Consider the following 26,112-nt stretch of genomic DNA (forward strand, 5'->3'; position numbering starts at 1 on the left):
GTACAAATCAGTCGGGGTAAACTCTCAACCTGAACCATAGGGTTACGGTTATGTCAAGTGCTCGACTAGAGCGAAACGCTATGCACCGTCATCGGGATACGCCATTAGGCGCGCCGAGACTCGCCCAGTTATTTGACGAACTCGCTCGCGGACAGCCGCCTCCGAATTCCATTCCCCTACCGCACCGTCGGGAGATCAGGACTCGACACGTCGTACGTCTGCCCGGGCTGAGTCAGCAGGGGCAAGGTGACCGCCGCTTTGCGTTCGGACTTCTCCGTGCCGCCCCACACCACGACGCGGCCGTCGAGCAGCGTCACCGAGATGTCCGAAATGGATTCGGCCGCAACCTCACCCACCTGCCCGCGCAATTGCGGCGGCATCGACTCGAGCACCTCGAGCGCAGCCGCGGTACTGGGATCGCCCCACCCGGGAGTGTCGGTCACCAGGCGAGGAACGCCGGGAGGCGGTGGCGCGATCTCGTAGTCGACAGCGTCGGCGTCCAGAAGATGCGTGCCGTCGGGAGTATCGACGAACACGACCGGCACGCGTTCGGTCACCGTGACCCGGATGGTGGACGGATACATTCTCTGCACGCGGGCGGTAGCCACCTTGGGGATCGCGGCAACCCGTTGCGCGGCCGCCACGGTGTCGACGCGCAGCAGTGGCTGCCCCTGCGGCACGGCGAGTACCTGTCGAATCTGTTCCTCGGGAATGGTCGTGGCACCCGCGACATCGGTGGACCGCACCGATAACAGCGGCGTGAACCAGGCCACCAGACCGAGCGCCACGACCACCGCGACACCGATCAGACCGGTCACCGCCGGCCTGCGATGCCACGGCCGCCCAGGCTCCTGCTCCACATCCGGAGATGCTGCGGCCGATCCGCGCGGTCTGCGAGTGGACGGGTCACCGCCCGGCGGCGTCCGGCGCGACCCAGTCCTGGTGCCGGAACTACGCGCGGAGGCGCCACCGGGCCGCGGACTGCGCTGGGTGTCGCGGCGAACCGGGCGATCCGGCCGTTCCGGGCGACCTCGGCGCTCCCGGCTCATCGGGAGGCGTTGTGTGGGGCCGCGCGCAGCGCGTCGAGAATCTGGTTTCCGAGCATCGTGACGTCACCGGCACCCATCGTGATCACGACGTCACCGGGTTCTGCCAACCCCGCCACCTGACGCGGCGCCTGCGACAGGTCGGGCTGATAGTGCACCGGCTTGGTCACCGACAGTGCGACCAGGGCGCCACTGACACCGGGCATGGGTTCCTCCCTCGCCCCGTACACGTCGAGCACCACGACCTCGTCGGCGAGATCGAGAGCATGCCCGAACTCTTCCGCGAAAGTTGCTGTCCGCGAATAGAGATGTGGCTGGAACACGACGATCACTTTGCCCCGGCGGACCGATTCCTCGGATTCTTGCCGATCCGCCTCGTGCGGCTGGCGCACCAGATCCGCGGCGGCGCCGAGCACCGCACGTACTTCGGTGGGATGGTGCGCATAGTCGTCGAACACCCGAACGCCACGCTCACGACCGGTGAACTGGAACCGGCGGTGTACACCGCCGAAACCGGCGATTCCTTCGAGTATCTCGTCGACGTCGGCACCGGCCTCGCGGGCAGCGAGAAGTGCGGCCAGCGCGTTGAGTGCCATGTGCCGTCCCGGGACACCCATCCGGATGGTCCGCGGACTCCGCTCACCGGCCAGCTGGAACTGCAGCACTCCCCCCACATCTCTGGCCTCGAAACTCAGCAGCCGGGCACCGACCTCGATTCCGTCGACGGAGTCGAACGAAGCGGCGGACGACTCTGCGCTGCCGTAGCCGACCACTCGCACACCGGGGAGGTTCCGCGCGCTCACCCGTGACGCGAGCGCCGCCGAACCGGGATCGTCGAGACAGGTGACGAGGAGCCCGCCGGGCGAGAGCCGATCGGCGAAATCGTCGAAAACCTGGGTATATGCCTCCGGGCTCCCGAAATAGTCGAGATGGTCGGCCTCGACGTTGGTGACGACGACGACATCGGGGTCGTACTGGAGAAGCGAACCGTCACTCTCGTCGGCCTCGGCGACGAACACGTCACCGCTGCCGTGATGAGCGTTGGTCCCGGCTTCGTTCAGCTCACCGCCCACCGCGAAGGAGGGGTCGAAACCACAATGCTGGAGCGCCACCACGAGCATCGACGTCGTCGACGTCTTACCGTGGGTGCCCGAGACGAGCAGGGTCCGGTGACCGTGCATCAACGATGCGAGCACCGCCGGGCGCAGAATCACGGGGATGCCGCGCCGCGCGGCCTCGACCAGTTCCGGGTTGTCCTTCGGGATGGCGGCGTGCGTGGTGACGACCACGGTGGGTCCACCGGGCAAGAGATCGAGTGCGCTGGCGTCGTGGCCGATGCGCACGTTCGCGCCGCGAGCGCGGAGGGCCAGCACGCCGCGGCTCTCCTTGGCGTCGGATCCGGACACCTGGCCCCCTCGGGCCAGCAGGATCCGGGCGATCCCGGACATTCCGGCGCCACCGATCCCCACCATGTGGACACGTTCGAGGTGCGCGGGCAGGTCGGTCATCGGGTTTCCTTCGTCAGCGCGGCCACGTCGAGAACAATCTGCGCAACCTCGGCGGCTGCGCTACGGTGACCCGCTCCCGCCGCGCGCCGCCCCATGTCCGCGAGCCGCACGGGGTCGCGCAGCAGCGGGATCACGGTGTCCGCGACGAAGGCGGCGGTCAGGTCGCCGTCACGGACAATCATCCCACCTCCCGCTTCGACGACTGGCCGCGCATTGAGTTCTTGCTCACCGTTACCGTGCGGCAACGGCACATACAGCGCGGGGAGACCCACGGCCGACACCTCCGCGACCGTCATCGCACCCGATCGGCAGATCACCGCGTCGGCAGCCGAATACGCCAGATCCATCCGCGACAGGTACGGGACCGCCACGTAGGGCGGACCGCCTGCGGAGTCGGGGACGTCCAGGGTGTTCTTCGGACCGTGTGCGTGCAGGACGGCGATCCCTGCCGCCGCGAGCGACTCCGCCGCCCCCGACACCGCCTCGTTGAGGGAACGCGCACCCTGCGACCCACCGAACACGAGCAACACCGGTCCGTCGGCGGGAAGCCCGAAGTGGGCCCGAGCCTCACTGCGCAATCCCGCCCGGTCGAGACCGGTGATGGATGCCCGCACCGGTATACCGACGATCTCGGCCTCCGCCCGGCCGCGCGCCTTCACACCGGAACCTGCCACAGCCGCGAGGACCCGTGCAGCACGGCGAGCGCCGATCTTGTTGGCGATGCCCGCGCTCGCGTTCGCCTCGTGCACCACGATCGGGATTCTGCGTCGCCGCCGAAGTAGACCGGCACCCGCGGCCAGGTACGCCGGAAGAGCGACGTAACCGCCGAAACCGACGATCACGTCTGCCCCGGTCTCGTCCATCACCGCACGGGTACGCCGAACCGAATGCAGCACCCGGCGCGGGAGCCGCAGCAGGTCGAGGGTGGGTTTGCGGGGAAGTGGCACCGGCGGAATGAGTTTCAGCGGATAACCGCGCTCCGGAACCAGAGTGGTTTCGAGACCGCGCGCCGTCCCCAGCGCCGTCACCACTACATCCCCGTCGATCGCCTTGATCGCATCGGCCACCGCCAGAGCCGGTTCGATGTGTCCGGCGGTTCCACCACCGGCCACGATCACCGACAGAGTGGGCTTCTCGCCGCTCACCTACGAAATCCTCGCTCTCCTGCTCGGCCACCCGAGCTTCGCTGCTGGCGCACACCGCGGTCGGGTGTGCGGGCATTGCCGCGTTCCGCGCGGCCCTTGTCGTATGTGATGCTCCGGGTGCGGGCTGCCATCTCGCGTCCGGCCTGCCGCCGTGCCTCGGCCCGTCGCACCGCCTCCGCCCGGGCAGCGTCCGCCCGCACCGGTGAATATGCCTCGGGCTTCGGAAGACGCAGCATTCGCCCGAAGCGGCCGTCCTGACCCGAATGCAGCGCCGCTATCGCCTCCGGCTCGTGCCGGGCCGCGTTCGCCACCACGCCGAACATGAACAGCGTCGTAGCTGTCGACGTTCCCCCGGCGGACACGAGCGGCAACTGCAGTCCGGTGACGGGGAGCAGCCCGATGACGTACCCCACATTGATGAATGCCTGACCGGTGATCCACACCGTTGCCGTACCCGTGAGCAAGCGCAGGAAGGGATCGGCCGATCGTGCGGCGATGCGCAGCCCCGTGTACACGAACAACCCGAAGAGCCCCAGCACGGCGGCACCACCCAGGAAGCCCAGTTCCTCACCGATGATGGCGAAAATGAAGTCGTTGTGCGCGTTGGGGAGATAACTCCACTTCGCGCGACTCTGCCCCAGTCCACGCCCGAGAATTCCGCCGTCGGCCAGCGAGTACATCGCCTGGCGTGACTGATAACCGATACCCTGCGGATCCTCGTCCGGATTGAAGAAGGCCCGGACCCTCGCCGAACGGTAACCGGCTGTGAGAGCGAGAACGACCACCCCGGCGAGACCGGTTCCCACGATGCTCAGGAACAACTTGAGCGGCAGACCTGCAAACCACAGCAAGGCCATCAAGATGATGGCCAACGAAACCGTCGTTCCGAGGTCGGGCTGCAAGATGATGAGCACGAACGCCAACAGCGCCGCGGGAACGAGTGGGACCAGCATGTCGCGGATCCCGACCAGGTCGCTCCGGCGTGACGCCAAGATGTGCGCACCCCAGATGGCGAGCGCAATCTTCGTCAACTCGGCCGGCTGCAGCGAAACACCGCCGACGACGAACCATCCCCGGGTGCCCTGCGACACCGTTCCGATACCGGGTATGAGCACCAGAACCAGAAGAACGATCGTTGCCGCGAAGGCGGGAAAGGACAGCGCGCGCATCACCCGTACCGGGATGCGCAACGCGACGAAGAACAGGATCATGCCGACGCCGGCGAAGATTGTTTGCCGGGTGAACAGCGTGTAGGCCGAGCCGTCGCTGGCATACGCCTCGACGCTCGACGACGACAGCACCATTACCAGCCCCAGCACCGTGAGCAGAAACGCGATGGTCACGACAAGGTGGAACGACGCCAGTGGTCTGGCCAGCCACGCACCGATCCGGGTGCGGGGAGCGCGCGGCGGCGAAGTGCGGGTTCGCGGACCCTGCGGCGGGCGGCGGGGCGTAGCCGAGCGCGAAAAACCGTCCTGCGAGCGCGGGCCTTCCGGAGAGCGAGGTCTTCCCGCATCACCGGCACGGCCCCGAGGTGCGTCACCGCGACCCCGTTCACCACCGCGGCCCCGCTGCGCGTCGGACACTCGGCTGCGCTGCGCGTCGGGAACCCGGCGTGGGCGCGGATCGGCCGACGTCATCGCGGCTGCCCGGTAATGTCCGATGCACGCAGCCGGCCGACCGCGTCGGCGAAGCTCCTACCTCGATGACCGTAGCTGTCGAACATGTCGAGCGAAGCCGCGGCAGGAGCCAGTACGACAGCGTCACCCGCCGTCGCCAGGGCAGCCGCCTCACGCACGACAGCTGCCATGACCGCGTCGCTGTCGGTACCGGGCGGCAGGGGCACCCGTCGGGTCGTGGCTCGAGCAACAGCACTCACTCCAGCATCGTCTCCCGTTTCGACACTGACCACGGGAACCTCGGGGGCGTGTCGCGCAAGCGACTCGGCGATGTGGGTGGCGTCACGCCCGAGTAGCACGACTCCGGTCAGGCGGTCGGCCACCTCGACGATCAGATCGTCGACCTGGGCGCCTTTGAGGAGGCCGCCGGCGATCCACACCACGTGTTCGTGCGCAAGAATCGACGGCCCGGCCGCGTGCGGGTTGGTGGCCTTCGAGTCGTCGACGAAGGTGACCCCGCCGATCTCGGCAACGCGTGCACCCCGGTGCGGGCCGACGACGTAACTCGCCAGACCGCGGGCCACCGCCTCGGGCCCCACCCCGGCGGCACGCGCAAGCGCTGCCGCAGCGAGCGCATCCATCAACCCAGCAGGACCGGACGGGGTAATCCCCTCCGTCGGGGCCAGCCGCAGTCCGTCGGCGAACGCCCGATCGACCAGGTGGCCGTTTTCGATCCCCAACTCCCCGGCCCCGGGATCCCCACCCGGAAGCCCACCGTGCGTTCGGCGGGTGAGGAGGATGTGAGGGACGCGGCCACGTCGTCGTCGAGACCCAGTACTGCGACATCGCCGGTCAACGCTCGCGCCTTCGCTTCGATGTACGACTGCATACCGCCGTGCCAGTCGAGGTGGTCCTCGGCGATGTTCAGGACGGCTCCGGCCGCCGGCCGAACTGACGGTGCCCAGTGCAGTTGGAACGACGAGAGTTCCACCGCCAGCACTTCGGGCCGAGGAGACGTCTGGCGTAGGGCCGCGAGGACCGGAAGTCCGATGTTCCCGCAGGCTGTGCTGGGCACCTTTGCCGCCGACAGGATCGACTGCAGCATCGAGGTCGTGGTCGTCTTTCCGTTGGTCCCGGTAACCACCAACCATCGGCGGGGCGGGCCGTAGAGTCCCGATCGGTCGACGTGCCAGGAGAGTTCGATATCTCCCCAAATGGGGATACCGTCTCCGGCGGCAGCCGAGAGCAGCGGTGCGTCGGGACGGAATCCGGGGCTGGTCACCACCAGCGCGAAGTCACGGACACGTTCGCGGTCGGCGAGGAGGTCGTCGATGGGCACGGTGGCTGCGCCGAGCCTCGCGCATTCGGCAAGGGCGTCGGCATTCGAATCGGTGACGGTGACGAGGGCTCCGAGTTCACGGAGCGGTTCGATCGTCGCCCGGCCCGAGATCCCTGCCCCCGCGACGAGTACGGCACGACCCCGCAACCGATCGAGTTCCAGATCCTCGGCCACTGGGTCAGCCGCCGATCGCTGCCAGGTACTCGCTGTAGAACAGCGCGAGGCCGATCGCCGAGGCGATGGCCGCCAGCAACCAGAAGCGGATGATCACCGTGGTTTCCGCCCACCCGGCGAGTTCGAAGTGATGGTGGAAAGGCGCCATGCGGAACACTCGTCTCCGGCTCGACCTGAACACCGCGACCTGGATCACCACGGACGCCGCTTCGGCGACGAAGAGAGCGCCGATCACCACCATGAGCAGTTCGGTCCGCGTCGTGATGGACAGCCCGGCGAGCATGCCGCCCAGCGCAAGGGAGCCGGTGTCGCCCATGAAGATTTTGGCGGGCGCGGCGTTCCACCAGAGGAAGCCGATGCAGGCGCCCGCCCCGGCGGCGCAGATCAGGGCCAGGTCGAGCGGATCCCGGACGTCGTAGCAACCCTTTCCCGGGCTGGTCTCACATGCGTTGCGGTACTGCCAGAACGTGATGATGACGTAGGCACCCAGCACGAGGCTCATGGAGCCGGCCGCCAGGCCGTCGAGTCCGTCGGTGAGGTTGACGGCGTTCGACCACGCGCTGACCAGCAGATAACAGAACGCGACGAACACCACGGATCCCAGTGTCACCGTCGCGATGTCGCGGACGTACGACAGGTGGGCACTGCCGGGGGTGAGGTCGTTGGCCCCGCGGAACTGCAGCGCAAGGATGCCGAACGCCACCGCCGCGATCAGCTGGCCGACCAGTTTTGCGGTCTTGTTCAGTCCCAGGTTGCGCTGCTTGCGGATCTTGATGAAGTCGTCGAGGAACCCGACACCACCGAGCGCAGTGGTCAGGCCCAGCACCAGCAGACCCGACGCCGAGGGGCCGTCCGCGTTGTAGCCGATACCGATCAGGTGCGATCCCCAGTACCCCGCCCACAGACCGGCGAGGATGGCGACTCCGCCCATCGTCGGGGTCCCGCGCTTCGACTGGTGACTGGCCGGACCTTCGACGCGGATCTCCTGGCCGAAACCCTGACGGGAAAAGGCCTTGATGAGGACCGGGGTCAGCAGAATCGAGACGGCAAGCGCGATGCCCGCCGCGAAGAGGATCTGTCTCACCGCATGGCCTCCGAACCCTTCTGTCCCGTGTGTCCCGCCAGCACCGCGTCCGCGACCTCCCACAGTCCGATGGATTGCGACGCTTTGACCAATACCAGGTCACCTGCCGCCAATTCCTCCTCGAGCAACGCGATCGCGGAGGCGGCGTCGGGAACGAGTATCGCCTCGTCGCCCCACGAGCCCTCCATGACCGCGCCCTGATGCATGGCCCGTGCCGGTCTGCCGGTTCCGACGATGATCAACTTGCTCACGTCCAGCCGGACCGCGAATCTGCCGATCGCATCGTGTTCGACCACTGATTCTGGCCCCAGCTCCGCCATTTCTCCGAGTACCGCCCAACTGCGGCGCGCCGCGCCGCGGCCGGTCTTCGCCATCGACACCAGCGCCTTGATGGCTGCGCGCATCGAATCAGGATTGGCGTTGTACGAATCGTTGACCACCGTCACACCGTCCGGCCGGTCTCGCACATCCATACGGCGAGCCGACACCGCAGCGGCCCCGGACAGTGCCTGGGCAACCTGGCCGAGATCTGCGCCGCACTCGAAAGCCACTGCGGCAGCGGCGAGTGCGTTCCCGACTTGATGTTCGCCGTGCACCGCCAGCTCGACCGGAACACTGCCCGAAGACGTGGTGAGCGTGAATCGCGCACGCGCCTTCTCGTCGAGCACGATGTCGGTGGCCCGGATATCCGCCGCCTCCGACTGACCGACGAGCACCACGCGCGCAGAGGTCCGTGAGGCCATGGCGGCGACCAGAGGGTCGTCTGCATTGAGCACGGCGACGCCGCCGTCCGCGGCAGTCGGCAGCGCTTCGGCGAGCTCCCCCTTCGCCAGGGCGATCGCGTCCCGGGACCCGAACTCACCGAGATGTGCCGTGCCCACGTTGAGAATGACCCCGATCCGGGGAGGCGCGATGGTCGCGAGGGACGCGATGTGCCCCAGCCCGCGCGCAGACATCTCCAGAACCAGGAACCGGGTGTCGGCATCAGCGCGCAGGGCCGTCCACGGGTGCCCGAGCTCGTTGTTGAACGATCCAGGCGGCGCCACCACCGGGCCCAGGGGGCGCAGAACAGCCGCGAGGAGGTCTTTGGTCGAGGTCTTGCCCGCTGACCCCGTCACTCCGACCACGGTCAAGCCCTTGTCGGTCAGTTCGTCGACAGAGGCACGGGCAAGCTTCGCCAGAGCGGCGAGCACCGCGGCGCCGGACCCGTCCGAATCGTGTTCGAGTGCCATCGCCCGGCTCGGGACGTCCACCGGAATCGGCGGGACCACGACGGCCGGAACCCCGACCGGCCGCGCAGCCACGACGGCGGCTGCACCTGCCGCAACGGCGGCCGCCGCATGGTCGTGACCGTCGACGCGGGCACCGGGCAGCGCGAGGAAGAGGCCGCCTGGGCCTACCTTCCGTGAATCGAATTCAACGCTGCCGGTCACCTCGGTCGAGGGATCGACGACGTCGTGGAGCTCGCCTCCCACGATTTCGGCGATGCGAGCGAGTGTCATCGGGATCATTTGCTTCCTCCGATTACCTGCTCGATCGCTTCGCCCAGAACCTCGCGATCGTCAAATGGGTGCTTCACCCCGGAAATCTCCTGACCGGACTCGTGTCCCTTACCTGCGACCAGAACTACGTCGCCTGCCTGCGCCCAGCTGACGGCCTCGGTGATCGCCCTCGCGCGGTCCCCCACTTCCCGAACTTCTCCCCGCTCGGATTCGGGCACCGCGAGGGCACCCTCCCGGACCGCGGCTCTGATCGTCGCCGGGTCCTCGGTGCGCGGATTGTCGTCCGTGATGATCAGCAGATCCGCGCCTCGCGCCGACGCCGACCCCATCAGGGGGCGCTTCCCGGCGTCGCGGTCACCTCCCGCACCCACGACCACCGCGACACGGCCGGACACCTGGCTCCGAAGGGTCGCGATCACAGCTTCGAGGGCGGCGGGTTTGTGCGCGTAGTCGACGACGGCGAGAAAGTCCTGGCCGCGATCGATGCGCTGCACCCGCCCGGGCACGTCGACCTCCGCGATGCCCTTCACTGCGACGAGCGGATCGACCCCCAGTGAGGCGCTCAACGCAACGGCAACCGAGGCATTGGCAACGTTGTACCGTCCCGGAAGCTGTAGCAACACCTCGAGCGACGTGCCGTCCGGTGTGGTGAGAGAGAAGGTCTGCGAACCGGAAGGCGAGACCGTCGGCGCACCTGCAGTCCACTCCGCCTCCACACGGCCGGGCCCCGTGGCCACCGTGGACACGACGGAGCCGGCGTCGGCGGCAACCTCGGCCATCCGCTGCCCCCACACGTCGTCGACACAGATGACGGCCCGCGGCGCGTGGACCGAGGATTCGGCGCGGAAAAGCCTGGCCTTGGCGGCGAAGTAGTCCTCGAAGTCGCGGTGGAAATCGAGGTGGTCCTGCGAGAGATTGGTGAAGGCACCCACATCGAACCGCACACCGTCGACCCGGCCGAGCGCGAGCGCGTGACTGGAGACCTCCATCACCACCGTGTCGACCCCCTGCTCGAGCATCACAGCGAACAGGGCGTGCAGTTGCGGGGCCTCGGGCGTCGTCAGTGCGCTCGGCACCCGGCGCCCCTTCATCCGCGTTTCGATGGTTCCCACCAGACCGGTGGTGCGCCCAGCCGCGGTGAGGGCGCCCTCCACAAGGTAAGAGGTGGTGGTCTTACCGGAAGTGCCGGTGATACCGATCACCTGCATGCGCTCCGACGGACGGCCGTAGATGGTGGCCGACATCTCGCCGAGAACTCCGCGGGGATCATGGTGGACCAGGACCGGCACGTCCGCTTCCAGCCCCGACACGATGTCGAACCCGGCCTCGTCCGTGAGGATCGCCACTGCTCCGCGTGCAACAGCGTCTGCCGCGAACTCCGCCCCGTGCGCCCGGGCACCGGGCAAGGCAGCAAAGAGATCGCCCTGGGCGATGGCCTGAGCCCGAAGATCCACTCCCGTGACGACGACGTCGGCAGCACCACCTGCGGAAGCCTCGATTCTGGCTCCGGCAGCTGCCGCGAGAACGCTCACCGGGGTACGAACCGGCAGACTAGGGCGCAGATCGCCGCCAGACTTCAGATCTTCTCCGGACTGCAGAGTTTTTCCGGACTGCAGATCTTCTCCAGACTTCAGTGGCGCGGACGTCGACTGCGGGCGGGGCGGAACAGGCACCGGGCTCCTCTCGGGTGTCGACTCTCTACTGACTACGGGCGTCGTGCACGGCTCTACAGTGCGCGACCTGGGCATCTTCACGCGACTGTGTTCACTGAACGACTGTGCCCACTGAACGGCCGACGTGTCAGATTACCGCGACCGTTCCGAAACCCGGATTCGGCCGACCATCGCTCAATCGGCTTGGAGCACCAGCCTGCGTCCGGGATCCGGGGACATCGGGACGCTGTCACGTTGGAGCAACCACGACGCGATGTTGTGGAACAGCGGCGCGGCGGACTGCCCACCGGTGCCGTCCGCGCTCCGCGTAGGTGCGTTCAGCATGATGCCGATCACGTACCGCGGATTGTCCGCGGGCGCGATCCCGGCGAACGTGATCCAGTAATTCGAATTCGAGTAGCACTTACAGGCGGGGTCGACCTGCTGCGCTGTTCCCGTTTTACCGCTGATCTGGTAGCCGTCGACAGCAGCCTGAACCCCTGTGCCGCGCTGGTTGCCGGTGTCGTTCTGCGTGACGGAACGGAACATGTCGCGCACGGTGGCGGCCGTCTGCGGGCTGACCACGGTGATTTCTTCCGGTCGCTCCGTCTCGGTTCTGTCGCCGTCCGCGTCGATGGTGGCCCGGACGATTCGCGGCGGAATGCGAATACCGTCGTTGGCGATGGCCTGATACATGCCGGTCATCTGCAACAACGTCATCGACAGACCCTGGCCGATCGGCAGGTTCGCAAAGGTGCCGCCCGACCACTGGTCGCGGCTCGGCACACTGCCCGCACTCTCGCCGGGTAACCCCACCTCGGTGCGCTGACCGAGTCCGAACTTCGACAGCATGTCGGCGTAACGGTCCTCGCCGACGCGCTGGGCGAGCATCAGCGTGCCGACGTTCGACGACTTACCGAACACCCCGGTGGACGTGTAGGGAGCCACGCCGTGATCCCAGGCATCCTTCACCGACACGCCTGCCATCTGAATGGTGCCGGGAACTTCGAGGACTTCATCGGGGGTGGTCAGTCCGTACTCGATGGCCGCCGCGGCGGTCACGATCTTGTTCACCGATCCCGGCTCGAACGGGGTACTGACGGACAGATTGCCCATCTCCACAGATCGCGGATTATTGCCCACCCCGATCGCCGGGTTGAACGTGCTGTCGTTCGACATCGCCAGGACTTCACCGGTGTGAGAGTCGAGCACCACCGCAGACGCATCCTTGGCGCCGGACTTGTCCTTCGCCATCTGCACTTGCTGCTGCACGTAGTACTGAAGGTCCGAGTCGATGGTGAGTTCGACACTCGACCCGTCCACCGCAGGCTGCTTGTCACGCCAACTGCCGGGAATGACGGCGCCGTCGGACCCGCGGTCGTAGGTTTCGGAGCCGTCCGTGCCGGCGAGAGTGGAGTCCAGTGAGTCCTCGAGGCCGAGGAGCCCGTGCCCGTCCCAGCCGGTCGCGCCGACGAGGTTTGCGGCGAGGGATCCGCCGGGATATTCGCGGATGTCCTGACGCTCGAGACCCACCTCGGGATACTTTTCACTGATTTCGGCGGCAATCGCGGGGTCGACACTGCGGGCGAGATAGACGAACGTTTCGTCGCTGCGCAGTTTCTCCTTCAGTTCTTTCTCCGGCGCCGCGTCACCGAGGCGGTCGTGAATTTCCTTGGCAATGGCATCGAGCCTCGAATCGACCTCGGGGGCGGTCCCGCTCTTGGCGCGCGCCTCCTCGAGCTCCTTACGGACCCGCGCAGGCTGAAAAGTCAGTGCCTTCGCTTCCATGGTGAAAGCAATGGGGTTGGCATTGCGGTCGGTGATCGACCCGCGCAGCGCTGGATCCACCTGGGTGGTCGTGCGTTGATTCGCCGCCTCGGCCGACAGTTGCGGCGCTTCGATGACCTGAATCCACAAGAGTTGCACCGCGGCGAGGCCGAGCGCTCCGAACATCATCCCGCGTCCGATCCGTTGCCTGAACGGAAAGGACCCCGTGCCGGCGCCCTTGGGGCGCCGGGGACGACTTCTCGGTGCGTTTCGGTTCACCGGCGACCACCCGATGGTGGTGCTGTCGTCGGTGCAGTGGTCGAAGGCATCACGGGAACCAATTGTTCACCTCGGGCCTGGATCTCCGGGCCATTGCCGGGTCGCGGCGTGGCGCGCGGCGCCTGCGTAGTGGTGGTGGTGCCCCGATTCGGAGCTGTCGCGACCGTGTTCCCCGCCTGGGTGGACGGGGCCGCGGCATCGAGCGGGGGCACAGGTGACCCGGATGCCGGAGCCGGCTTCCCGACCACCTCGACGCTCCCGTCCAAATGCACCACGAGACGAGCGGGATCGTTCGCCGGAACCATCCCCAACTTCGCCGCTTCCTCCGCGAGTTTCGGCGCAGAGTTGGCCGTCTCCACATCCCGTTGCAGCGCCGCCTTCTCCTCCGCGAGCGACTGATTGTGTTCCCGCGCAGCACTGAGCTGATAGGAATCCTCCGCCGAGCGGGTGGTGAGCAGGAGAGTGACAGCGAGACCCAAGCTGAGAAGTCCGAGAATCGTTGCCACAAAAGGAATCCGGGCAGCAAGGGAACCGGCGCGGTTCATGCCGGCCACGGCGGTCGGCGATCCGCTGTGCACTGCCGCACGCTGAGTTCGCCGCTCGTACGCGCGCTGGGCAGCGCCCGAACGGTTACCCCCACGTGCAGGCCGTACCTCGGGGGAATTCACCTGAACCGTCATGCCGCCGACCTCCTGGCAATTCTTTCTGCAGCACGCAAGCGCACCGGGGCTGATCGTGGGTTCTCTTCTATTTCCTGCTCGGACGCTCGCTCCGCCCCTCGGGTGAGGATGCGGAACTCCGGCCCCATACCCGGCAACTCGACAGGGAGCCCCTCCGGACTCCTCGACTTCGAGCGGGGAGTGATCTCCTGCTTGACGACCCGGTCTTCGAGCGACTGATACGACATGAACACGACGCGTCCCCCGACAGTCAACGCGTCGAGTGCCGCCGGTATCGCCGCTCGCAGTGAATCGAGTTCGCCGTTGACCTCGACGCGAAGAGCTTGGAAGGTCCGCTTGGCGGGGTGTCCCCCGGTCCGGCGGGTCGCCGCCGGAATGGCGCGATACAGCAGTTCGACCAGTTCGGCACTCGTCGTGAAAGGCTGTTTCGCCCGCTGCCGGACGATTTCCGACGCGATCTTTCCCGCGAACCGTTCTTCACCGTAGGTGCTGAGGATCCGGGCCAGATCACCGTGGCTGTATGTATTGAGTACCTCTGCCGCCGTGATCCCCGTAGTGGGATCCATCCGCATGTCGAGCGGCGCATCGATGGAGTAGGCGAACCCGCGATCGGACTCGTCGAGTTGCATCGACGACACCCCCAGGTCGAACAGGATGCCGTGAACTGAATCTCGAGGAGGAAGTCCCGCTTCGAGAAGTGCATTTTCGATGCCGTCATACCGAGTGTGGACGAAGGTCACGCGGTCCCCGAACGGGGCCAACCGAGCCCCGGCAATCTCGAGGGCGTGCGGATCCCGGTCGAGGGCCACGAGCTTCAACCGAGGGTACGTCCGGAGAAAATGCTCGGAATGCCCCCCGAGGCCGAGGGTGGCGTCGATCATGACGGCTCCCCCACCCTCCGGGTCGTGCAGAGTGAGCGCGGGGCCGAGGAGTTCGACGGCTCGGTGCAGCAGGACCGGGATATGGCCGAAACCGTCGGCGGGCGAGGATTCTTCCCCCTCGTGATCCACCATGATCCCTCCGGCTCCTGCTTCTGTGGTGCGGGTGGACATGTCCGAAGCCGGAGTCCACATGTCGAACTTCTCTTCTCGGCCGGTTGCCGGTGCGAATGCTTCGAGGTCCCTGCCCGAAATGAAAACCTGGCGCTGGGGAAGTGCGTCAGGGTTCCGTCGGACAGAGGCCTCGCTGCATTCGCGTGCGTGCGGTCATGCTCAGACGATCTCGCCGAGCGCGACTCCCGTTGCCTGCGAGTAGTTCTCCTCGTTCTCCTCGACGTAGGTCTGCCATGCCTGCGCATCCCAGATCTCGAGGAAATCGACCGAACCGATCACTACGCAATCCTTGGAGAGACCTGCGTAACGACGGTGATCTGCCGAGAGGGTGATGCGCCCCTGGGCATCTGCGTGCTGCTCATCGGTGCCGGCAGCGAGACCGCGCACGAAAGCTCGCGCTTCCGGATCGCTTCTCGACGCGGCCGCGGCCTTGCGCGCGAGCGCGGTGAACTCCTCCCGGGGATACACCGCGAGGCTGTGATCCTGACCCTTGGTGACCATCAACCCTCCCGCCAGTGCGTCCCGGAACTTTGCGGGCAACGTCAGCCGCCCCTTGTCGTCGAGCTTCGGCGTGTAGGTACCGAGAAACACTCGACACCTCCCACTACGTCCATATCGAACGCCGCATGCCCGGGCGGTTCACCTTCGTTCCCCGCTGCGCACCACAGTACCCCACTTTCCCCCACTGACAAGGCGGAAGCCGGGGTGTTTCCCTCCTGTTTGCTCAATACTTGCTGGTCAAGCCGATTCGTGAAGGTGGGGGAAAATTCCCTCAGTGATCACGAACACGGCCCGCTCATGGGGCGAACCAGCCAACGCACGCGGTGAACGCCGTAAAAGGCCAGGTGAGGTGAGGACGGCGACGTCCCGGGCGGTCACGCGTCGATCAGTCCGCACGCGATGGGGGAAAGTGGGGCGAGTAGGGGGCCGGGGATCACACAGAGACATTCACTGAGAGCACCAGCCAGTCGCGGCGGGAGGCGTGGGCGCGTTCACAGCCACAAAATAGCGTTGGCGGCGTGGCATCGAAATGCCACGCCGCCAACGCCCCAGCGAGTTCTGCTACTCCTGCTCGAATCTCTTCTTGAAGCGATCTTCCATTCGCGACGAGAACCCGCCACTCTTTCGTCCGCCACGGGGCTTACCACGGTCGGACCTCTTGGTCTCGTCGGGCGTGGTCGAGCCGCCTCGCGACGACTGTCGGGAATTGTTCTTTCCCCCACCCCACAGGAGGAGGACTCCCGCACCGAACATAACGATGAAGCCGATCAAGCTGATCACCGGGAATCCACCCGGCTTGATCGGCAGGGCGACGCCGGCGATGAGCAGGACCAGCCCCAGGACGAACAGGGCTATGGCCTGAAAACGACGACGACTCGATGCCGCACGCATGCGACCGCCTCGCACAGTGGAGGCGAACTTGGGATCTTCGGCATAGAGAGCGCTCTCGATCTGGTCGAGCATGCGCTGCTCGTGCTCGGAGAGTGGCACGGTACCTCCCCCGGCACTGGAGTGTTGGCCACCGCCTCACGGTGCGAGGCGGTGGGTAACCGACTTTGGCGGCTACCTAGATTTAATAATACGAGCAGTTCGACCCCGGTACCACCTACTCGGTGCACGAGTTCGACACCAACCTTACGGACTCCCGCACCGAACCCTGCTCCGGGCTTTCACTACGTCGCCGACACTGCGGGCAGCCGACCCGGATTCCGGGCGAGACGAGCAGCTACGACGCCCGAAGATCGACGTCTGCACCGCGACCGATGTGGTCTTCCACCGCTTGCAAAAACCGCCCCACCTCGACAAAGAACTCGTCCGCCTCGAGATCGGTGAGCGTGCGCGACATCCCGGCCTCGATCGCGGCACGAGTGGCGGAGTGCCCAGCGAAATAGTCGGCCCATGCGCCGAAGTCGCTCGCGGCGTCTGCCATGAGAACCCAAGCGTTACGCGTTCGTGTCCGTCGACCTCCCGGCGACCCATCGGCAGCGGCGAGCACGGCACCGGCACCGCGCAGTGCGGCGAGATACGCGCTGTGAAAGCGATCCGCAGGCGAGTCGGCGCCGACCGATTGCGACAGAAGAGCGTCGGCCCGGTCGAGTAGGGAGGCGGCGCGCCGAGATGCCGGCGCACGCACCTCCCCCGGTCGCCGCGAGGGCCCAGAGGTCGGTCCTGAAACCGAGTTGTTCATCACTTCGAACACCTCCACAACCCCGGTGTGTCCACCCCGCCGGGCGTAGTCCTGTCGTGAGCCGGGGTCCCGGCGATGCTCGCTTCCCTCGAGCATCGCCGGATCCCCGCTATCGAACATCCGTTCGACCTATTCAATATAGCTGGACCCACCGACACGTCGTCAAGAGAAAGGTGAGACCGGTCGACACGAACGCTGACCAGATACCGCTCGTGGTCGAACTCTCGGCTGCCGAGTTCCGCGACCGCCTCCAGGAGGCCCTCGCAATCTATGTCGCCGCCATGGGCTATCCCCGCGGCACGGAATACCACCGCGCGCCGATGTGGACCGAACATGTGCAGCGATCGGGGTGGAGTGGTGTCGGCGCCGTGGTCCCAGCCGATCCGTCCGCCGAATCCGATGCGACTCACCGCCTCGTGGCCGTGGCCTACGGCTACCGCGGAGCCCCCGAACAGTGGTGGCACCAGCAGGTCCGCACCGGTTTGCGGCACACCGGCTGGACCCGGGACCGGATCGAGACAGTTCTCGACGACTATTTCGAACTGACCGAACTCCACGTCCATCCCGACGCCCAGGGACACGGTCTCGGCGAAACACTCCTTCTCCGATTGCTCGACCGCCGACCCGAACGCGGCGTGTTGTTGTCCACCCCCGAGGTCGCAGACGAGAACAATCGAGCGTGGCGGCTCTACCGTCGGCTCGGATTCCGGGATGTACTGCGCCACTTCCGGTTCGCAGGCGACAACCGTCCCTTCGCGGTCCTCGGCCGTAGCCTTCCACTGGAAAGCCTTTCCACCGAGAAGCCTTCCTCCGGAGAAGAACCGTTAACCTGACCCGATGATCGATGCGGTGGTGGTCGGGTCGGGACACAACGCCCTGGTGTCGGCGTGCTACCTGGCTCGAACGGGATGGTCGGTCGAGGTGATCGAACGCGACACCGTACCGGGCGGAGCGGTCTCGACAGTGGAACGGTTTCCAGGTCACCGCGTCGACCGCGGATCCTCCGCGCACATCATGGTCCGTCACACCGGCATCGTCGAGGAACTGGGTTTGCACGCGCACGGTCTGCGCTACCTGGATTGCGATCCGTGGGCGTTCGCCCCGGCGCCTGCGGGTACCGGCCGGCCCGGCATCGTGTTCCGGCGCAGCCTCGATGCGACCTGCCTGTCCATCCAGGAGTCCTGCGGACCGGCCGAGGCCGACGCGTATCGGCGGTTCGTCGACGTGTGGGGGCCGCGCAGCGCCCGCGTGATGCGGGCCTTCACCAGGCCGCCGACCGCCCCCGCGCTGTTGTCGTCGTTCTGGGGTCTCGATACGGGGGGCGGCGGCAGCGACCTGTCGCGGCAGTTCCTCGCGTCGGGGGACGCCCTGCTGGACGAATTCTTCGACGACGAACGACTCAAGGCCGCACTCGCATGGTTCGGCGCCCAGTCCGGGCCGCCGATGTCCGAGCCGGGCACCGCCCCGATGGTGGGATTCGCGGCACTGATGCACACCACTCCGCCCGGCCGTGCCGTCGGTGGGAGCGGCGCCTTGACGGCGGCCCTGGCGTCGCGGTTGCGGGCCGACTCCGGCGTGCTTTCCCTGGGTGAGAAGGTCGTCGCGCTGCGCCGGGACGGGACTTCCTGGATCACGCGGACGTCGGTGGGGCGGGAAATTCGTTCGCGGACCGTGATTGCCGGGTGCCACGTGCTCACTACGCTCGATCTCCTCGAAGCAGGCGGCTACGACAGGCAGATCCTCGATAGCTGGCGCCGGCGGATCCGCGTCGGACCGGGCATCGGGATGGTGGTACGGCTGGCGACCGACGCCCTGCCGTCCTATCCGAGCGCCCCTGACACCTCGGTGACCAGCGGATTGCAGCTCCTCGTGTCCGATCGCGCGAACCTGCGCCTCGCCCACGGTGCCGCGCTGGCAGGGGAACTCCCGCCGCGGCCCGCGGTGCTGGGGATGAGCTTCAGTGGCCTCGATCCCACGATCGCGCCCGCGGGTCGGCATCAGATCACCCTGTGGTCCCAGTGGCAGCCTTACCGGCTCAGCGGGGGCCGTCGGTGGAGCGACCTGGCAGGGGCCGAGGCCGAGCGCATCGTCGACGAGATCGAGGAACTCGCCCCCGGTGTCCGGACGTCGATCCTGGACCGTCATGTGCAGTCACCACAGGACCTCGAGGACGAGATGGGGCTGATCGGGGGCAACGTGATGCACGTCGAGATGTCGCTCGACCAGATGATGATGTGGCGGCCCCTTCCCGAACTCTCCGGGCACCGGGTCCCCGGAGCCGAACGCCTGTACCTCACCGGCGCCTCGACGCATCCGGGCGGTGGGGTGTCCGGTGCCAGCGGGCGAAGCGCCGCACACGTCGCGCTCCACGACGCACGCCGCGCCTCCAGAACCGCGCGACTGCGCCGCATGTGGCCGGGGACGTGACCGCGCGCATCCCCGCCCTGACGGCCGCAGCAGCGATCGCGGCGCAGATTGTCTACCCTCTGGTGCGCGGTGACCTCCGTGACGCGGTGACGGTCTGCGTCGTGCTCCTGCTCGCGGCGGCGAGCATCACGCATGCCACCCTTACGCGCGGTCCGCGCTGGGCCGCGGCTCTGGTTCTGGTCACAGCGGGTTTCGGCCTGCTCTCGGAGGTCGTCGGGACGTCAACCGGCGTGCCCTACGGCTGCTACGACTACAGCGTCGACCGACTCGGTCCTGCACTGGCCGGTGTCCCCCTCGTGGTGCCGTTCGCCTGGACAGCGGGCTTCTATCCGGTGTGGTGCGTCGCCTCCCTACTGGCGGGGGGCAGATATCGGCACCTGATTCGGATGGTCCTCACCACGGTCGGCGTCGTGGGATGGGATCTGTATCTCGACCCCCAGATGGTCGCGGATGGACAGTGGACATGGTGCGTCACCGATGCGGGTCTTCCCGGTGTCGAGCACATCCCGCTGACCAACTACGTGGGATGGTGTGCGGTGGCTGCCACCATGGCTGCGGCGATGGAATGGTTCGATCACCGCATTTCCGATACCGCCGCCAAACCGCACGGAACGCCGCCACACAGGGACGGTGTCCCGATCGCCTTGTTCCTGTGGACCTGGCTGGGTTCGGCGCTGGCCCACTCGGTGTTTCTCGACGGACCGGGACTCCGATTCTCCGCGATCTACGGGTGGATCACGATGGGAGTTCTCGGGATTCCCCTCCTGATCGTCCTCGTGCGGTCGCGGGTCCGGCGACCCGACATCCCCGACACGCCCCCTCGCGCCTGACACCGGTTCACTCCCCTGGCACGATACGACTGTGCAGCCGCCCTCACTCCCTGCCCCGAACATCACCCGCGCGCGGAGCCGGGCCCTCTCCCTGACGGCCCTGGTACTCCTGATCGTCCCGTTGCTCGCGGGCTGCCTGCGCGTCCAGGTGTCGATGGGAGTGTCCGCCGACGACCGGGTCTCCGGTCAGATCGTGGCTGCGGCCGTACCCGCAGACGATCAGGACAAGGGTCCGCAGCTCACCCCGCCCGATGCGCTGTCGGGCAAGATTCGCGTACAGGAGTACAAGAAGGACGGGTACGTCGGCACCCAGGCGTTCTTCAGCGATCTCACGTTCGGTGACGTACAGCAACTCGGCTCGATGTCCGAACAGGCCACCGGCAGCTTCCAGATTTCGCTGCGCCGGACCGGCGACCTCGTGACCCTGGAAGGCAAGGCCGATCTCAGCTCGGTTCCCGCCCAGGGCACCGATGTGCAGTTCACTATCGCCTTCCCGGCCCGGGTGGCCACGACCAACGGCACGCGGGAGGGCGACTCCATCGTGTCGTGGAAGCTGCCTGCGGGTGACACGTCGACGATCCGCGCCGAGGTGCGCTACTCCGACCCGAGCACCCGGAGCTTCGCGGGCTGGGCGGGGATCATGGCCGGGGTGACGCTCGGCGTGGCCGTGATCGTGGGGGCTTTGGCATGGCTGGCCCGCAACAGGGAGCCTGCCGTAGGCAGTGGACGCCGGAAGGACTCGTCGACGGTGTGACGCCCACGCCGATCGTGCAGCTGGTCCGCACTGGTTCGCTGCTGTCGGTGGCCGGTATGGCCGTCGCCGCCGTCAATCTGCGGAGCGCCCCGCGTCTGCGGGTGCCGCGCCGCACCTTCACCGAACCGGTCACGGTCTGCATCCCTGCCCGCAACGAGGTCCAGCGACTACCCGCCCTCATCGAAGATCTCGTTGGTCAGCGCGGCATCCACGATCTCCGAGTGCTCGTGTTCGACGACGCCTCGACCGATGACACGGCCGCGGCAGCCGAAGCTGCGTGTGCCGGCGACCCGCGGTTCACCGTCGTCAGGAGCACCGAGGAGCCGCTTCCCGGGTGGGTGGGGAAGCCCGCCGCCTGCCACCGCGCCTACGATCGCGCCCAAGCCCTGCATCCCCGCCGCGACGGACTGCTGGTGTTCCTCGATGCCGACGTGCGGTTGCAGCCGGGCGCGCTGGCCGCGGCGTGTTCCGCGCTTCGCGAGAGCGGGGCCGGGTTGATCTGCCCGTGGCCGTTCCAGGAGTCCGGGTCGATCGCCGAAATCGCCGTCCAGCCGCTTCTGGCCTGGTCGTGGGCGGCCTCACTACCCGTGCGACTCGGCAATCGTTCGCTGCGCCCATCCATGGCCGTCGCCTGTGGACAGTTCATGGTCTTCGACTCCGCGGCGTACCGCCGGGCGGGTGGGCACGGCGGGGTGGTGAACAGTCTCACCGAGGATCTCGACATTGCCCGACTGCTGCGGCGCCGCGGAGTTTCCACCCACGTTGTCCTCGCAGGCGGCGCCGCGACCTGCCGGATGTACGAGAACGCCGCTGCGCTGCGCAGTGGATACGACCGCTGGCTGTGGACGGCCTTCGGCTCGAGGCCGGGGGCGGTGGCAGCCGTCAGCGCGGGCGGTATGGCCTACCTGGTACCGCCGGTGGCGCTCGCGCTGGGCCGTGGGCTGGTGCGCCGGTGGGGTGCAGTGGGGTATTTCGCTGCCGTGACGTCGAGACTGTGCGCACGAACACTCGAGCGTGGTGCGTCGCCGACCGCCACGGACGTGGCCGGGGCGGTGACGCACCCGCTCTCGGTCGCGGCGACAGCAGCACTGATCATGTCGTCACACCTTGCCCACCACCGTGGACGAACCAGCTGGAAGGGGAGGGCCCTCAGCTCACGCGGGCCGGAGTGACCGGCCGAGGGTCGGTTCGCGATCCGACCTTGTCCCCCAGCCTCGCCAGCACCTCACTGGTCGCCCGGGCGAAGTTCAACGTGATGAAGTGCAGGCCGGGCGCACCCTCCGCGATGAGCCGCTCGGCCATCTCGGTGGCCACATCGATGCCGATCTCACGGACAGCGGCCCGATTCTCCTCGGGGCCGTCACCAGCCGCCCGGCTCAACCGGCGTTCCAGGGCGACCGGAAGCCGGGACCCCGACAGCTCCATCACACGCTGCACCGACCGCAGGGACGTGATGGGCATGATCTCGGGAATGATCGGCTTCGCACCCTGCTCGGCGTCGAAAGCCGCGACCCGGTCCCGAAGGCGCAGGTAGTCGTCGATGTCGAAGAACATCTGCGTGATGGAGTACTCCGCGCCGGCCCGGAGTTTCGCGACCAGGTACCGGGTGTCGTGGTCGAGGTCCGGCGCCCGGTAGTGACCTTCCGGGAACGACGCGACGCCGACATGGAAGTCACCGAGCTCACGCACGAGCCGGACCAGTTCCTCGGCGTACTCGACACCCTCCGGATGCTTCTTCCACTCGCCCAGCGGATCGCCCGGTGGGTCACCACGAAGGACGAGAATGTTGCTGATTCCGCGGTCTGCGTAGGCGCCGACCATCGACCGGAGTTCGTCGACACTGTGCGACACCGCGGTGAGATGCGCCACGGGCAGGAGCGTCGTCTCCTCGGCAAGCTGACCGGTGACACGGACGGTGCGGTCACGGGTGGAGCCACCGGCGCCATAGGTCATGGACACGAAGGCCGGTCCCAGACGTTCGAACTCCCGGACCGCGCGCCACAGGCGGGCCTCGGCGGCCTCGTCCCGCGGGGGCGAGAATTCGACGGAGAAGGGCACCCGACCGTCACGGCACGACCGGATGCGGTCGACGATGGAGGGAGTGCGGGTCACCCAGCCTTCGCTGGCCCGCCCCCTGACGGAATCGAATGTCACCCGACAAGCATAGGTACAGCCGCGCCGGGTGTGCCCACCGCGTCGCCGATCCTCCTCGATCGCGGGAACGAGGCATTCGTGGGAAACAGGGCATCGGGTCCTACCGGGCGACGCCCACTATGGTGGTGACGAGGCCTGCTGCCGTTACCGGTGCGCACGCGGAACGTCGATCTGGGAGGCAACACTGTCCGTCGAAACGCGCCCCTCCGCTCTGACGGCCGAGGTCGAGAATGCGCTTCGAGAGTTCTTCGCCGGCCGGACGGAGTTGGTCGACACCGTGGGCGGCGGCTACCGCGACGCCGTGACCACGCTGGAGAACTTCGTCCTCCGCGGCGGAAAGCGAGTACGCCCGGCCTTTGCCTGGACCGGGTGGATCGGCGCGGGCGGCGACCCGCAGGGTCCCGACGCCGGGCCGGTGCTGCGCGCCTGCTCAGCCCTGGAGCTGGTCCAAGCCTGCGCCCTGGTTCACGACGACATCATCGATGCCTCCACCACGCGACGCGGGTTCCCCACCGTCCACGTCCAGTTCGAGGAACGCCACCGAGCCGGTTCCTGGAGCGGCGAGTCTCCGCACTTCGGGGAGGCTGTCGCCATCCTGCTCGGCGACCTGGCATTGGCCTGGGCGGACGACATGATCCGCGAATCCGGTATCGGCCCGGACGCCACCGCACGCATCTCCCCCGTCTGGTCCGCGATGCGCACCGAGGTTCTCGGTGGCCAGTTTCTGGACATCAGCAACGAGGCCCGGGCCGACGAGTCGATCGACGCAGCGATGCGGGTCAATCGGTACAAGACCGCGGCGTACACCATCGAGCGGCCACTGCATCTCGGTGCCGCACTCGCCGGTGCCGGCGAGGACCTCGTGTCGGCCTACCGAAGATTCGGTACGGACATCGGGATCGCATTCCAGCTGCGGGACGATCTCCTCGGTGTGTTCGGTGACCCGGCCGTGACCGGAAAGCCGTCGGGTGACGATCTCCGGGCGGGGAAACGCACCGTGCTGTTCGCGCTGGCCCTTCAGCGGGCCGACCGCGATGATCCCGGAGCGGCCGCAGCGCTACGCGGGAGCATCGGCACCGACCTGTCCGACGCGGACGTGGATACGCTCCGCGAGACGATCACCTCGCTCGGCGCGGTCGCCGACCTCGAGAAACGAATCGACGACCTCGTCGACTCCGCGCTGACGACCCTGACGGCAAGCACCGCGACGCCGGTGGCGAAACAACACCTCACCGACATGGCTGTCGCGGCGACGCGGCGCAACTCCTGAAGGCACCCCGATGGCACGCACGCTCCGCACCGTTCCGGGCCCCACCGATCACGTCGTCGTCGTCGGCGCCGGTCTCGCGGGCCTGTCGGCGGCTCTGCACCTCAGGGGGTCGGGCCGGCGGGTCACCGTCCTCGAACGGGATCCACTGCCGGGCGGCCGGGTGGGCACCTACCGCGGTCCCGGCTACGACATCGACAACGGCGCAACCGTGCTCACCATGCCCGAACTGGTCCGTGAAGCCCTCGCTGCGGTCGGAGCGGATTTCATCTCGACCCGGCCCGCCCTGATTCTCGAGAAACTGTCCCCGGCCTATCACGCGCGCTTCACCGACGGTTCCTCGCTCGACGTCCACTCGGACCCGGCGGCGATGGTCGCCGAGATCACCCGGGTGTGCGGACCCGCGGAATCCGATCGCTACCTGAAGCTACGACGCTGGCTCGGTCGCATCTTCGACGCCGAGTACTCCCGTTTCATGGACGCGAACTTCGACTCGCCTCTCGACCTCGTGTCAAGCAGGGCGGCCGCGGCGGATCTCGTCCGGCTCACTGCTCTGGGCGGGTTCGGCCGGCTCGGTTCCCGGGTCGATCGCACGATCACCGATCCGCGGCTACGCCGGATCTTCACCTTCCAGGCGCTGTACGCCGGGGTGGCGCCCGCCGATGCGCTCGCGGTGTACGGCGCCATCGCCCACATGGACACCTCTTTGGGCGTCTACTTCCCGCAGGGTGGCATGCGCTCCATTGCTCTCGCACTCGCCGACGCATTCACCACGGCGGGCGGCGACCTCCGGCTCGACACGACGGTCACGCGGCTCGAAACGTCCGATGGCCGGGTGCGCGCCCTCCACACCGCGACCGGTGAACGCGTCGGGTGCGACGCCGTGGTCCTCACCCCGGACACCGCGATCGTCGACGAACTCCTTCGGCCGGTCGCCCGGAGGATCCCCCGCCGCGTACGGGTGTCACCGTCCGCGGTGGTGCTCCACGGCACGATCCCCTCCGCGGTGACCGCCCGGTGGCCGGCGCAGCGTCACCACACCATCGACTTCGGCGCAGCGTGGGAAAGAACCTTCGCGGAGATCACCGCGAAAGCCGGCCGCGGTCGCCTCATGACAGACCCCTCCCTGCTGATCACCCGGCCCGCGCTGTCCGACCCGAGCCTCCTCGTGGACCGCTCGGGTGTTCCGTCCGGGCCGCTGTCGGTGCTGGCACCCTGCCCCAATCTGCACAGCGCCCCGCTCGAGTGGTCGTCGCTGACCGGCCCCTACACGCGCGAACTCCTGCGGGTGCTCGAGGACCGCGGATACACGGGCATCGCCGCGCAGTTCGAGATCGACCACGTGGATACGCCCCTGACCTGGCTGAACAAGGGCATGAGCGCGGGCAGCCCGTTCGCGGCAGCACACGTCTTCCGCCAGACAGGCCCCTTCCGGCGCCCGAATCTGGTGCCGGGCGTGGACAACGCCGTCCTCGCCGGTTCGGGCACGGTCCCCGGTGTCGGTGTTCCGACCGTTCTGCTGTCGGGGAAGCTCGCCGCTCGCCGTATCACCGGTGTGCAGGAGCCCCAAAGGCAGATATATGAGCGAGGCGTGGCAATAAGTGGTGTCGGGAGCAATTAAACTAGGCGCGACCATGTGGTGCGC

The 26,112-nt window shown here is 67.5% G+C and carries 21 protein-coding genes and 1 pseudogene; 7 read left to right on the forward strand and 15 right to left on the reverse strand.

From position 1 onward, the window contains the following. Positions 1-176: 176 nt before the first annotated feature. From JQT59_RS25065 to JQT59_RS25130, 14 genes and pseudogenes are all read right to left on the reverse strand, one after another. Entirely contained in the window at positions 177-818 is a 642-nt protein-coding gene (locus tag JQT59_RS25065) for a cell division protein FtsQ/DivIB (protein WP_213578066.1), read from the reverse strand. Positions 819-1,045: 227 nt separating this feature from the next. Next, positions 1,046-2,554 (reverse strand): UDP-N-acetylmuramate--L-alanine ligase, encoded by a 1,509-nt coding sequence (murC, locus tag JQT59_RS25070; protein ID WP_213572414.1) that lies wholly within the window; start codon positions 2,552-2,554, stop codon positions 1,046-1,048. After that, positions 2,551-3,699 (reverse strand): undecaprenyldiphospho-muramoylpentapeptide beta-N-acetylglucosaminyltransferase, encoded by a 1,149-nt coding sequence (gene murG / locus JQT59_RS25075; protein ID WP_213572415.1) that lies wholly within the window; start codon positions 3,697-3,699, stop codon positions 2,551-2,553. The genes murC and murG overlap by 4 nt, the downstream gene beginning before the upstream one ends. After that, the gene (gene ftsW / locus JQT59_RS25080) at positions 3,696-5,087 is read right to left on the reverse strand and encodes a putative lipid II flippase FtsW (protein WP_213578068.1); all 1,392 of its coding nucleotides are present in this window, start codon (positions 5,085-5,087) and stop codon (positions 3,696-3,698) included. Before ftsW ends, murG begins: the two co-directional genes overlap by 4 nt. A gap of 248 nt (positions 5,088-5,335) precedes the next feature. Then, positions 5,336-6,831 (reverse strand): annotated as a pseudogene (murD, locus tag JQT59_RS25085) (UDP-N-acetylmuramoyl-L-alanine--D-glutamate ligase). 4 nt (positions 6,832-6,835) lie between these two features. After that, positions 6,836-7,915 carry a phospho-N-acetylmuramoyl-pentapeptide-transferase gene (gene mraY / locus JQT59_RS25090; RefSeq protein WP_159921716.1) on the reverse strand — a complete coding sequence of 360 codons (1,080 nt, stop codon included), beginning with the start codon at positions 7,913-7,915 and terminating at the stop codon, positions 6,836-6,838. Beyond that, a complete protein-coding gene (locus tag JQT59_RS25095; RefSeq protein ID WP_213572416.1) occupies positions 7,912-9,426 on the reverse strand; it encodes a UDP-N-acetylmuramoyl-tripeptide--D-alanyl-D-alanine ligase in 1,515 nt (504 codons plus the stop codon). The genes mraY and JQT59_RS25095 overlap by 4 nt, the downstream gene beginning before the upstream one ends. After that, on the reverse strand, positions 9,423-11,015 hold the full coding sequence (locus tag JQT59_RS25100; protein ID WP_213578070.1) for a UDP-N-acetylmuramoyl-L-alanyl-D-glutamate--2,6-diaminopimelate ligase: 1,593 nt from the start codon (positions 11,013-11,015) through the stop codon (positions 9,423-9,425). The genes JQT59_RS25095 and JQT59_RS25100 overlap by 4 nt, the downstream gene beginning before the upstream one ends. A 249-nt stretch (positions 11,016-11,264) precedes the next feature. Continuing rightward, complete coding sequence (locus JQT59_RS25105; RefSeq protein WP_213572417.1) at positions 11,265-13,115, reverse strand: peptidoglycan D,D-transpeptidase FtsI family protein; 1,851 nt, start codon at positions 13,113-13,115, stop codon at positions 11,265-11,267. Further along, a complete protein-coding gene (gene ftsL, locus JQT59_RS25110; protein ID WP_213572418.1) occupies positions 13,112-13,795 on the reverse strand; it encodes a cell division protein FtsL in 684 nt (227 codons plus the stop codon). The genes JQT59_RS25105 and ftsL overlap by 4 nt, the downstream gene beginning before the upstream one ends. Then, the gene (gene rsmH / locus JQT59_RS25115; protein ID WP_213572419.1) at positions 13,792-14,808 is read right to left on the reverse strand and encodes a 16S rRNA (cytosine(1402)-N(4))-methyltransferase RsmH; all 1,017 of its coding nucleotides are present in this window, start codon (positions 14,806-14,808) and stop codon (positions 13,792-13,794) included. The genes ftsL and rsmH overlap by 4 nt, the downstream gene beginning before the upstream one ends. 198 nt (positions 14,809-15,006) lie before the next feature. Continuing rightward, positions 15,007-15,438, reverse strand: a complete 432-nt coding sequence (gene mraZ / locus JQT59_RS25120; protein WP_109329258.1) for a division/cell wall cluster transcriptional repressor MraZ — start codon at positions 15,436-15,438, stop codon at positions 15,007-15,009. A 471-nt stretch (positions 15,439-15,909) separates the two neighbouring features. Continuing rightward, positions 15,910-16,338: an SCO2097 family morphological protein gene (locus JQT59_RS25125; RefSeq protein ID WP_213572420.1), complete on the reverse strand. Its 429-nt coding sequence runs from the start codon at positions 16,336-16,338 to the stop codon at positions 15,910-15,912. 235 nt (positions 16,339-16,573) lie between these two features. Then, entirely contained in the window at positions 16,574-17,155 is a 582-nt protein-coding gene (locus JQT59_RS25130; RefSeq protein WP_213572421.1) for an SAV_6107 family HEPN domain-containing protein, read from the reverse strand. A 53-nt stretch (positions 17,156-17,208) separates the two neighbouring features. Here JQT59_RS25130 and JQT59_RS25135 point away from each other — a divergent pair, with 53 nt between their 5' ends. The 5 genes from JQT59_RS25135 to JQT59_RS25155 are packed head-to-tail and all read left to right on the forward strand — an operon-like array spanning position 17,209 to position 22,218. Continuing rightward, positions 17,209-17,868 carry a GNAT family N-acetyltransferase gene (locus JQT59_RS25135; protein ID WP_213572422.1) on the forward strand — a complete coding sequence of 220 codons (660 nt, stop codon included), beginning with the start codon at positions 17,209-17,211 and terminating at the stop codon, positions 17,866-17,868. 4 nt (positions 17,869-17,872) lie between these two features. Then, positions 17,873-19,462: a phytoene desaturase family protein gene (locus JQT59_RS25140; protein WP_213572423.1), complete on the forward strand. Its 1,590-nt coding sequence runs from the start codon at positions 17,873-17,875 to the stop codon at positions 19,460-19,462. Next, positions 19,459-20,292, forward strand: coding sequence for a carotenoid biosynthesis protein (locus JQT59_RS25145; RefSeq protein WP_213572424.1), 834 nt, complete (start codon positions 19,459-19,461; stop codon positions 20,290-20,292). The genes JQT59_RS25140 and JQT59_RS25145 overlap by 4 nt, the downstream gene beginning before the upstream one ends. A 31-nt stretch (positions 20,293-20,323) precedes the next feature. After that, positions 20,324-21,046, forward strand: coding sequence for an LppM family (lipo)protein (locus JQT59_RS25150; RefSeq protein WP_283254014.1), 723 nt, complete (start codon positions 20,324-20,326; stop codon positions 21,044-21,046). Further along, positions 21,043-22,218, forward strand: coding sequence for a glycosyltransferase family 2 protein (locus JQT59_RS25155; RefSeq protein WP_213572425.1), 1,176 nt, complete (start codon positions 21,043-21,045; stop codon positions 22,216-22,218). Before JQT59_RS25150 ends, JQT59_RS25155 begins: the two co-directional genes overlap by 4 nt. Here the strand turns inward: JQT59_RS25155 and metF are convergent. Then, entirely contained in the window at positions 22,196-23,200 is a 1,005-nt protein-coding gene (gene metF, locus JQT59_RS25160; protein ID WP_109329246.1) for a methylenetetrahydrofolate reductase [NAD(P)H], read from the reverse strand. The two genes, JQT59_RS25155 and metF, sit on opposite strands and share 23 nt — an antisense overlap. Positions 23,201-23,369: 169 nt before the next feature. Between metF and JQT59_RS25165 the strand changes: the two genes are divergently transcribed. Then, entirely contained in the window at positions 23,370-24,470 is a 1,101-nt protein-coding gene (locus JQT59_RS25165; protein ID WP_213578074.1) for a polyprenyl synthetase family protein, read from the forward strand. A 10-nt stretch (positions 24,471-24,480) separates the two neighbouring features. Next, complete coding sequence (gene crtI / locus JQT59_RS25170; RefSeq protein ID WP_213572426.1) at positions 24,481-26,088, forward strand: phytoene desaturase family protein; 1,608 nt, start codon at positions 24,481-24,483, stop codon at positions 26,086-26,088. The last annotated feature ends 24 nt before the right edge of the window (positions 26,089-26,112 follow it).

The sequence above is a fragment of the Rhodococcus sp. USK13 genome, from assembly GCF_018343855.1.
GTDB lineage: Bacteria > Actinomycetota > Actinomycetes > Mycobacteriales > Mycobacteriaceae > Rhodococcus_F > Rhodococcus_F oxybenzonivorans.